This is a genomic window from Microbulbifer aggregans (assembly GCF_020524005.1).
GTDB classification, from domain to species: Bacteria; Pseudomonadota; Gammaproteobacteria; order Pseudomonadales; family Cellvibrionaceae; genus Microbulbifer; species Microbulbifer aggregans_A.
Window position 1 is genome coordinate 193,684 of sequence record NZ_JAIVKK010000009.1, and the last position, 9,653, is coordinate 203,336.

The following is a 9,653-nucleotide window of genomic DNA, read 5'->3' on the forward strand; positions in this document are numbered from 1 at the left end:
TCATCACAGCTCTCCCCCCTTGGGCCAGCCATAGTGTTGCAAGGCGATCTTGCCCTTGATGGGCACGATGCCTTCTTTCTCCAATCGTTCCCGCTGACGCCCGGCGGCGGGCTCCGGCAGTGAAATCCTTCCCTGGGCATTAATCACCCGGTACCACGGCAGCCGGGTATCTTTGGGTAACTTGCGCAGGGTCTGGCCCACAAGGCGGGCAGCCCGGGGCATCCCGGCGAGTTCAGCCAGCTTTCCATACGTTACTACCCGACCGTAGGGTACTTGTGCCAGTGCAAGGCAGATGCGACTTGTGGCATCATTGTCGCTTGCTGATGCGGATGTTGACGCATTTCTTTCTTTCAAGCTATTGCCTTTTCGAATTCAATAACCCCAAGCTATTGCAAGGTTGTTTCGTGCTCTTCGCTGTACCCAGAATACTCCCCATTTTCACGCTTTTCTTTGCTCTTGTCCCGGTCGCAAGTGCCGGTGTGCTGACCCTGGTAAATGGTGACCGCATCCACGGTGACCTGGTACTGGTGGAGCGGGAGCACGTGGTGTGGAAGTCCGAGACCTTCGGGGATATCACGATTGAGAAGGGCAAAATCCTGTCTCTTGAAACCGATAAAGACTTGAAAATCGCCGGGCGCGATGAACCCTGTGCTCTCGCTGGTCACCGCCGGGAACAATGGGAGCTCTACTGTGACGAGGGCGATGGCTGGGTGATGGACTTCCCGGCAATTGATCGCGCGGAGCCCTATATCAATTTTGTTGGCAATCCGGTCATTTTTCACGGTAACGTCAGCGCGGCTGGTGTGTTCGAAAATGGTAACCGCGAGCGGGAAGACTGGGACGTAAACGGGAACTTCGACGTCCGCCACGATGATTTCCACCATATTATCGGTACCCAATATCAAAACCAGAACAACGTAGAAGTTGAGGGTTTGGAGAAGTACCGCCTGAACTACGACCTGCGCTGGATTTTCGCAGAGAAGTGGTTTGCCGCGGGCAACAGTTCCTGGTTGCATGAAGAAGCCAGAAACCTGGACCTCAGTTCTACCGTCGGTCTCGGTCTCGGTTTCCTGTTTTTTGACACGGACAAATCCGCGTTGTCAGTACAGGGCGGTGTGAGCAGTCTGAAAGAAGATTTCATTGATCCAACGCTTGCGGAAGATCCGAGCAAGCGTTACGCCGCCGGACGAACCGCCTGGGATTTCCGTTACAAGTTCGAAATGGGACCGGAAATCTACTACAACCAGGAAGTTCTGCAGTCACTGGATAGCAGTGATGATTATCAAAGTAATGCAGAAATCGGAGTGCGTACGCCGCTGGTGAAAGGCGTCCTGATGGAACTGAAATACGCGTGGCAGTATGACAATACGCCATCGCTGGAAAGTGAAAAAGAAGATACCAAGATGACTGTCGGCGTGGGTTACTCCTGGTAAGAGTGTTGACCAGACGAGTGCCGAGTCCGGCATGAATAATAAGATTAGAGGTGTTGACGAGATGAATGTAACCAAAAGTGTTATTGCCATTACCGGAGCGGGCCAGGGGCTTGGCCGATCCATGGCGATATACTTTGCTGAGCGCGGTGCGCGCCTGGCGTTGCTGGATGTGAATCAGGAAGGGTTGGCCGAGAGTGTCGCTGCCTGCGAAAAGCATGGGGCGGAGGTGCGCAGTTATGTCGTTAACGTGGCTTCAGAAGAAGAAGTGGATAACGGCTTCGCTGCGATTGCCAAAGATTTCGGTGGGGTGGATGTACTGGTCAACAATGCCGGCATCATGCGCGATGGCATGTTGCTGAAAGTGAAGGAAGGCAAAGTTGCAGAGCGGATGTCGCTGGCACAGTGGCAGTCCGTGATTGATGTGAACCTGACGGGTGTTTTTCTTTGCACTCGGGCTGCTGCTGCGATCATGGCGGAAGCTGGCAATGGGGGTGTGATTGTCAATATTTCCAGCGTTTCCCGCTCCGGCAATATGGGGCAGACCAACTACTCGGCCTCCAAGGCCGGTGTGGCGACAATGACGGTGACCTGGGCCAAAGAACTGGCTCGCTATGGTGTACGAGTAGCGGCAATCGCTCCCGGCTTCATCGGAACTGATATGGTGGCACAGATGCGTCCGGAAATTCTCGAGGGTCTGGTCAAGCAGGTACCATTGCGCCGGGTTGGCGAGCCGGATGAGATTGCGAGCACGGTCGCGTTTATCATCGATAATGACTATCTCACCGGCCGCGTGATCGAAGTGGATGGTGGTGCGCGGATGTAAGTGTGCTGGGTGCGCGCGCGGTTCCAAAGATCCGTCGAGCGAGAAGTAAAAAGGCGAGCCAGGGCTCGCCTTTTTTGTGAGTAGCGGAACAGCGTACGGGCGTGTGCGGCCGCCAGCCGGTTTTATCGCATCTCTTCTAATACGAGTTGCTTGCACAAAATATCAGACCACCCGGGTGATACCGCCTTCCAGTTTGTCTGAAAACATCCACTGCCAAAGTTGAATGTGCCGGGCGCGGAAAGCACCGGCGCACGAGAGCAGGTAATAGCGCCACATACGATAAAATTCCTGTCCGTATTGGTCGGCAAACTCGTCCCAGCTCTTTTCAAAATTCCGGTGCCAGGCCATCAATGTCTTGTCGTAGTCGCTGCCAAAATTGTGTAGATCTTCGACTATCAAAAGGTTTTCAGCGCTGTCACATATCTGCCCCGTGCTGGGGAGATCGCCATTCGGGAAGATGTATTTATCGACCCAGGCATCTGTCGTGGAGTGGCGTTGGTTTTTACCAATGGTGTGTAGCAGGAGTTGCCCGTCTTTTTTCAGGCAACGTTGTGCGACCTGCATGAACGCGCGATGGTTTTTACGCCCGACGTGCTCAAACATGCCCACGCTGGCGATGCGGTCAAAAGGCTGGTTCAGGCTGCGGTAGTCTTTCAGGTGCACGGTTATGGGAAGGTGGTCGTATTTGTCTTCAATGTAGCGACACTGCTCCCTGGACACCGTAACCCCAACGCACTCAACACCATAGTGCTCCGCTGCGAAACTCACCAGGCTGCCCCAGCCACACCCGATATCGAGCAAACGCATACCGGGAGCCAGTCCAAGTTTGCGGCAGATTAGGTCCAGTTTGTGCGCCTGGGCCTGCTCCAGATTATCGGCTTGCCTCCAGTAGCCACAGCTATACGTCATACGGCTGTCCAGCATGGACTGATAGAAACCGTTGCCAAGATCGTAGTGGCGTTCCCCTACTTGAAAGGCCCGGCGACGGCTCTGCAGGTTTACAAAATAGGAGCGGGCGATTCGCCAGAGATTGCGAAAGGGCCTGATTTTGGTTTGCAGGTTTGCGCGAAGAATCCGTTGGAAGAACTGGTCGAGAGCAGGCACCGACCACTCGCCTCGCATATAGGTCTCCCCCAGCCCCAGACTGTGCCTGGTAACAATCTCGTCCAGGGCCGCATTGCGGTGGACTCGCATATCCCAGGGCCTGTCGCCGTTGATGCGGATATCAGCACTTGCGAGCAGATCGTCCAGAAAATGGCGGCTTCGTTTGATATTTGGGGTGACGGTGGAGCTACTGTCGCTGTCCATAGCAATCCTCTTTGTAATTAACGGCGATTTGCGCGTCATGACGGTGAGTGGCTACACTGCGAACCTGAATCCTGCCGACTCAGGCAAGCCGATGGGGTACATCGGCGAAGTACTTGCGAATCCCTACCAACTTCTGCAATTCATAAGCATACTGGAAATGCCCGAATTCGCCCGCATTTTACGATTTGAGTCGTAATATTTGCCTTTGGAGAACGCTTTATGCGCCCCTTGTTGCTTCTATTTATTGTCATGCCGATCCTGGAGATGTGGGTACTGATCAGTGTCGGGCAGGAAATCGGCGCGTTACCGACCATCGGGCTGGTGCTGTTGACCGCAGTAGTCGGGCTTGCATTACTGCGGCGCCAGGGAATCTCAACGGTCATGCGCGCGCAACAAAAGATGCAGGCTGGGGAGATGCCCGCGAAAGAGATGGCCGAAGGCATTTTCCTGGCTGTGGGTGGTGCGCTGCTGCTGACGCCTGGCTTCATCACCGACGCCATTGGATTTGCCTGCCTGATCCCGGGGGTGCGGCACTTGTTCCTGGGGAAACTACTGAGTCACGTCGTTGTGGTACGTACAGGGCAATATGGCCCGCACTCCGGACCGGGTGGTGAAGCAGGGCGTTCGCACGATGTAATCGAGGGCGATTACGAGCGAGAGGATCGAGATGGACCTGACCAAAAACGATGAATTTGATTAAATTTTGATCTTTTCTGCTGCCATAAGTGTTCTACTTCCGGCTTTTCTCAATTTTTTTTCCCGTCACTGTTGAAATCCTTTCCACTGCCCTTAGATAGGGAGCACTTCAGATTTTTACCCAGTTCCTTCGGGAGCTGGGTTGCCCACAAGCCTTGTTGGCCGGGCACTTGTAATTGCAACCCTAAATGACTCAATGGAGAGCCAATCCATGAAAATTCGTCCTTTACACGACCGCGTCGTAGTACGCCGTAAGGAAGAAGAAGCTAAGTCCGCTGGCGGTATCGTGCTGCCGGGCGCTGCGAAAGAAAAGCCGAATCAGGGCGAAGTGGTTGCCGTAGGCGAAGGCAAACTGCTGGACAACGGCGACGTACGTGCGCTGTCCATCAAAGTGGGTGATACCGTAGTGTTCGGCCGTTACGCCGACAGCAACACCCTCAAGGTGGACGGCGAAGAGCTGATCATCATGAGCGAAAGCGACATCTACGGCGTTCTGGAAGGCTGATAAGCACTTCGAACACCATCGCCACACAGAATTGAGGAAATAAGATCATGGCAGCAAAAGACGTAAAATTCGGTGACGACGCCCGTCAGAGAATGCTGAACGGCGTAAACATCCTGGCCGACGCAGTAAAAACCACCCTGGGCCCGAAAGGTCGCAACGTAGTACTGGACAAGTCCTTCGGCGCGCCGACCGTAACCAAAGACGGTGTATCCGTAGCGAAAGAAATCGAACTGAAAGACAAGTTCGAAAACATGGGCGCGCAGATGGTCAAGGAAGTTGCTTCCAAGGCTTCTGACACCGCGGGTGACGGCACCACCACTGCTACCGTACTGGCGCAGGCAATCGTAACCGAAGGCCTGAAATCTGTAGCAGCTGGCTTCAACCCGATGGACCTGAAGCGCGGTATCGACAAAGCCGTAGCTGCCGCTGTTGATCACATCGCCAGCCTCTCCACTCCTTGTGAAGACACCAAATCCATCGCTCAGGTAGGCACCATCTCTGCCAACAGCGACGCACACGTGGGCACCATCATCGCGGAAGCGATGGAGAAAGTGGGCAAAGAAGGTGTAATCACCGTTGAAGAAGGTTCCGGCCTCGAGAACGAGCTGGACGTCGTTGAAGGTATGCAGTTTGACCGCGGCTACCTGTCTCCTTACTTCATCACCAACCAGGAAAACATGACTGCCGAGCTGGACAGCCCGTTCATCCTGCTGGTTGACAAGAAAATCTCCAACATTCGCGACCTGCTGCCACTGCTGGAGCAAGTAGCCAAGGCTTCCAAGCCGCTGCTGATCATCGCCGAAGACGTAGAAGGCGAAGCGCTGGCCACCCTGGTTGTGAACAGCATGCGCGGTATCGTGAAAGTGGCTGCGGTTAAAGCACCGGGCTTCGGCGACCGTCGCAAGGCCATGCTGCAGGATATCGCAATCCTGACTGGCGGCACTGTAATCTCTGAAGAAGTTGGCCTGGAGCTGGAAGCTGCAACTCTGGAGCACCTGGGTACCGCCAAGCGCGTAACCCTGTCCAAAGAGAACACCGTGATCGTAGACGGCGCTGGTGACGTTGCCGACATCGAAGCACGTGTTAAGCAGATCCGTGCCCAGATCGAAGAATCTTCTTCCGACTACGACAAAGAAAAACTGCAAGAGCGCGTAGCCAAGCTGGCTGGCGGTGTTGCGGTGATCAAGGTTGGCGCGGCCACCGAAGTCGAAATGAAAGAGAAGAAAGCACGCGTAGAAGACGCCCTGCACGCTACCCGCGCTGCGGTAGAAGAAGGCGTTGTACCTGGCGGCGGTACTGCACTGGTTCGCGCTACCCAGGCGATCCAGGTAGTTGGCGACAACGAAGATCAGAACCACGGTATTGCTGCTGCACTGCGCGCAATGGAAATGCCGCTGCGCCAGATCGTAGCCAACGCTGGCGACGAAGCTTCCGTTGTTGTAGACAAAGTGAAGCAGGGCGAAGGTAATTTCGGTTACAACGCTGCTACCGGCGTGTACGGCGACATGCTGGAAATGGGTATCCTGGACCCGGCCAAAGTAACCCGCTCTGCGCTGCAGGCGGCTGCTTCTATTGCTGGTCTGATGATCACCACTGAAGCCATGGTTGCTGAAATCCCGGAAGACAAGCCTGCGATGCCTGATATGGGCGGCATGGGCGGAATGGGTGGCATGGGCGGCATGATGTAAGCCGGCCTTCCAGCCAAACCATAAAAAACCCCGCTTTTGCGGGGTTTTTTTATGCCTTGTTAAGCGACCGCAGAGTAGGGGATGACCGGTTCTGAAATGCCAGGGCCACTGGGGGAAAGGCGGTCCATCGGGCTAAAAACACCTTTACTACCACGGTTCACCACGTGTGTGTAGATTTCAGTGATGCTGATATCTGAGTGTCCAAGCAACTCTTGAATTGTTCGAAGGTCATATCCCGCCTCTAATAAATGAGTCGCGAAACTGTGCCGGAAGGCATGTGCTTTGGCAGGCTTGAGTACCTTCGCCAACTTCACCGCCTCACGAATATGCCGGGAGAGGGTAGATGGATGCAAATGATGCCTGCGCTCCATCCCCGTCCGTGGGTCAATGCTAAAACTTCCAGCTGGGAACAAGTATTGCCAAGCGGCTTGTCGTGCCCCCTTTGGGTACTTACGTTCAAGAGCATCGGGCATATAGACTTCACCGAAGCCATCCTCAAGATCTCTCTTGTGAAGCTTTAGTACTTTGCTCACCTGAGCTTTTAGCTCTCCTTTCAGGTCTTGCGGCAATAAGGTTGTACGGTCTTTGTTGCCCTTACCACTCCGTACCACAATATTGTTACTGTCAAAATCGATATCTTTTACCCTTAGGGAGAGTAATTCGGCAATACGCAAACCACTGCCGTACATAAGCGCCACTTGTAGTCGATAGACTCCGCCAAGTTGCGTAAGAATTCTGGAAATCTCGTCCCGGCTGTATACCACTGGGAGCCGACGGGGCTGTCTCGCCGTTTTGAAATCCAAGTCTGCGGTGTCGACACCAAAAAACTGTCTATACAGGTAAACAAGCGCATTGAGCGCAACACGTTGAGTGTTTACTGAGCAGCGCCTATTTATTGAAATATGTGTTAAAAACGCCTGTACCTCAGCTCTCCCCATGTCCTTCGGGTGCTTCAACTTATGAAAATGGATAAACCGCTTTATCCAATACGTATAAGTCTGTTCAGTACGATAGGAGAGGCCCTTCTGCCGCATGTGCAGCCGCAACTGATCCATAAACCGCACCGGTGACGCTGGTATAGCGTGACGCACGTCATCCATTTTTACGCCTTGATCTGTATTTTTATACAGTATTTTTTGAAGTGCGCCCCCTGTCAAGGTGAAGATCAGTAGCTCGGGCCCAAAATTATCGGATCATTGACGTAACTAATTGATTTTAAAAAAGTTAAATCCCGGCGCGTTAGTCCACCCAGGAGAGATATGTGGCACGGATGCCATATATTTTCAGTACCGGTGGAAGAGATTGTGATATAACCAGCTGAATTGATTCGGGTTTTTTTTAATTGGTGCGTTAGTGCCAGTAAGGTATGTGGCAGATTGATATATGGCCCGGGCTTTTGAATAAACTGTTAGCCAAAAGGAGATTCCTGTTGATTTATCTGGAAAGGGAAGCATCTGAGTTTTATTTTGAGCTATCCCGATTTTACTTCCATGCTGATAAACTCAGTTGGACTCATTACCTTGACAGAATGCTGGCACTTAAAAGAATGTGCGAGCCAAGCGATCCAGTCTATGAGCAAGCGAAAAGAATTCTTCTTGTCGAAGAATGGAATGACGATGAGGAGTGGCCTCTCGAAAATGATGAGGGTAATGGCGCTTCATCTGAATCAGACTTGAATAAATCTGATGAAGGGGAAATTCAAACTGGCTTGAGAAAGGACAAGAAAGGTTACTTTCAGTTTCTCTCAAGAAAAAAGGGTTTAAATGACTGGGTCTTTCATCAGTATGATCCTGATTTTCATCCGTCAATACCGCATGGACACTTCAAGGGTAAAAGTCAGCCCAAACTAGACTCCTATTTAGGCTGGGTGTATCAAGGCTCTAAACAAATAAAAAGACTAAGCAGAACTCTAATAGTTGATTTGTGGAATGATGAAGAATTTCGGAATTTTGCTCAAATTGCAATTGACTGGTATATGCTCGAATTTCCAAGTTATAACTGGCGAGTAAGCAATCCGCTTTTGTTGCCGAGGCGCAGGTAATGGCTAACAAGGTGCTGCTAGGGACAAACCTACGCTGCGCTCCTGTTTGCCCCAGAGCACGGCGTTAGGCATCATGCATGAATCTATCTCATTTTTTGAATTCAGCTTTAAAATCAGATGAGTTGATCGAGCTTTTTGAAGCCCATGATGTTGAAGTAGTCTATTCGTATGACCGTCTCCATCAGGGAATGGAGGACCAGTACTTTGGTTCAATGTCAAAGTTGGGTTTACAGTTTGTCTTTAATTGTCAGCAAGTTCTAAAAGCAATATTTGTGTATGCTCATAAAAATGGAGAGTTCCAAGCCGCAAACTTACCTGAGCTTGGAATAACGTCATTCTCAGAAAAGGCTTCAGTGGTCGCGTATGCTCAAGAAAATAGCATCAACTACACAGAAGGAGCCGCTAACTTCCTCGGGAAAAGTTTGGAGTGGGCAAAATTTGAATTCAGTAATCACTCTGTACATTACGAATACAAGGATGGGGCATTGGCCCTGGTGACCCTTCAGCCCCAAAATGCCTAACAATCAGCGGCAGAGCGACAGCCAACGCTACGCACCTTTTGTGTTACTCGCTGGCGCTCAAACATTAACACAAAATGCGCTCCGCGCTGGCTGCGCCTGCGCTGGGCGTTATGGTGCCGGGCGGTAAAAATAGTTGTCTGTGCCAGTGTGTAATTTGGAGCACTGTTTTGGCACCCGGTATTTAGCTTCGTGCCGTGATAAAATTTGGCAGTTTCGTTCCTAGTGCTTTCGTTTAAGTTCATAGGAATAGCGGCAACTCCGCTGCAGTAACGTGGAGTGCCAATACGAGAATAATTGGTTGGGGTAAGTCGGAAGTTCTTCCCTCGTTTTTAAGGAGCTTCGGCGCATTCAGTGCCCGTAGGTACTTCGGAGCGCGTCAGCCATAACCAGGCGCTGCAACCGACATCTTACTTTGTGCACTTTGTTGCGCAGTCGCTACGCTCCTATTTTCGCGCAACAAAGCGCCCAAAGTAAGCTGCGGCTGAGCGCGGCGTTAGTGCATTTAAGATGATCAAAAACTTTGTAGCTGTATTTTTGTTGCTTATTTGCTCTCGTACTTGGAGTTGCGAGTATTCGACACATGAACTATTTCCGCCGAAAAATCCATTTTCTAGTTCGCATGGGAGTAAGCCGGCTGC

General features: G+C 51.9%; 11 protein-coding genes. 7 read left to right on the forward strand and 4 right to left on the reverse strand.

From position 1 onward, the window contains the following. Positions 1-3: 3 nt before the first annotated feature. Positions 4-294 (reverse strand): MGMT family protein, encoded by a 291-nt coding sequence (locus tag LC093_RS16385; RefSeq protein WP_226667455.1) that lies wholly within the window; start codon positions 292-294, stop codon positions 4-6. A gap of 185 nt (positions 295-479) precedes the next feature. Between LC093_RS16385 and LC093_RS16390 the strand changes: the two genes are divergently transcribed. Both LC093_RS16390 and LC093_RS16395 read left to right on the forward strand, forming a co-directional pair. After that, positions 480-1,433 carry a DUF481 domain-containing protein gene (locus tag LC093_RS16390; RefSeq protein WP_226667392.1) on the forward strand — a complete coding sequence of 318 codons (954 nt, stop codon included), beginning with the start codon at positions 480-482 and terminating at the stop codon, positions 1,431-1,433. 31 nt (positions 1,434-1,464) lie between these two features. After that, entirely contained in the window at positions 1,465-2,256 is a 792-nt protein-coding gene (locus LC093_RS16395; RefSeq protein ID WP_319004942.1) for an SDR family oxidoreductase, read from the forward strand. A 162-nt stretch (positions 2,257-2,418) separates the two neighbouring features. On the opposite strand, the gene cfa is transcribed toward LC093_RS16395, so the two are convergent. Further along, on the reverse strand, positions 2,419-3,564 hold the full coding sequence (gene cfa / locus LC093_RS16400) for a cyclopropane fatty acyl phospholipid synthase (RefSeq protein WP_226667397.1): 1,146 nt from the start codon (positions 3,562-3,564) through the stop codon (positions 2,419-2,421). 219 nt (positions 3,565-3,783) lie between these two features. Between cfa and LC093_RS16405 the strand changes: the two genes are divergently transcribed. The 3 genes from LC093_RS16405 (at position 3,784) to groL (ending at position 6,453) form a co-directional block, all read left to right on the forward strand. Continuing rightward, positions 3,784-4,254 carry an FxsA family protein gene (locus LC093_RS16405; protein WP_226667404.1) on the forward strand — a complete coding sequence of 157 codons (471 nt, stop codon included), beginning with the start codon at positions 3,784-3,786 and terminating at the stop codon, positions 4,252-4,254. 217 nt (positions 4,255-4,471) lie between these two features. Next, positions 4,472-4,765, forward strand: coding sequence for a co-chaperone GroES (locus LC093_RS16410; protein ID WP_226667409.1), 294 nt, complete (start codon positions 4,472-4,474; stop codon positions 4,763-4,765). 47 nt (positions 4,766-4,812) lie between these two features. Continuing rightward, a complete protein-coding gene (gene groL / locus LC093_RS16415) occupies positions 4,813-6,453 on the forward strand; it encodes a chaperonin GroEL (RefSeq protein WP_226667414.1) in 1,641 nt (546 codons plus the stop codon). Positions 6,454-6,512: 59 nt separating this feature from the next. Here the strand turns inward: groL and LC093_RS16420 are convergent, their stop codons facing one another. Next, a complete protein-coding gene (locus LC093_RS16420; protein ID WP_264193141.1) occupies positions 6,513-7,508 on the reverse strand; it encodes an integron integrase in 996 nt (331 codons plus the stop codon). Positions 7,509-7,882: 374 nt separating this feature from the next. On the opposite strand from LC093_RS16420, the gene LC093_RS16425 reads away from it, so the two are divergent. Both LC093_RS16425 and LC093_RS16430 read left to right on the forward strand, forming a co-directional pair. After that, on the forward strand, positions 7,883-8,494 hold the full coding sequence (locus LC093_RS16425) for a hypothetical protein (protein ID WP_226667423.1): 612 nt from the start codon (positions 7,883-7,885) through the stop codon (positions 8,492-8,494). Between the two features lie 77 nt (positions 8,495-8,571). After that, a complete protein-coding gene (locus tag LC093_RS16430) occupies positions 8,572-9,015 on the forward strand; it encodes a hypothetical protein (RefSeq protein ID WP_226667428.1) in 444 nt (147 codons plus the stop codon). Positions 9,016-9,458: 443 nt separating this feature from the next. Here the strand turns inward: LC093_RS16430 and LC093_RS16435 are convergent. After that, positions 9,459-9,653 (reverse strand): hypothetical protein (locus tag LC093_RS16435; RefSeq protein ID WP_226667433.1); only part of this gene is annotated, 195 nt, incomplete at its 5' end.

Coding starts and splice junctions, on each gene's coding strand:
- LC093_RS16395 (WP_319004942.1), top strand. CDS start 1,465: ATGAATAATAAGATTAGAGGTGTTGACGAGATGAATGTAACCAAAAGT.
- cfa (WP_226667397.1), bottom strand. CDS start 3,564: ATGGACAGCGACAGTAGCTCCACCGTCACCCCAAATATCAAACGAAGC.
- LC093_RS16405 (WP_226667404.1), top strand. CDS start 3,784: ATGCGCCCCTTGTTGCTTCTATTTATTGTCATGCCGATCCTGGAGATG.
- LC093_RS16410 (WP_226667409.1), top strand. CDS start 4,472: ATGAAAATTCGTCCTTTACACGACCGCGTCGTAGTACGCCGTAAGGAA.
- groL (WP_226667414.1), top strand. CDS start 4,813: ATGGCAGCAAAAGACGTAAAATTCGGTGACGACGCCCGTCAGAGAATG.
- LC093_RS16420 (WP_264193141.1), bottom strand. CDS start 7,508: ATGGATCAGTTGCGGCTGCACATGCGGCAGAAGGGCCTCTCCTATCGT.
- LC093_RS16430 (WP_226667428.1), top strand. CDS start 8,572: ATGAATCTATCTCATTTTTTGAATTCAGCTTTAAAATCAGATGAGTTG.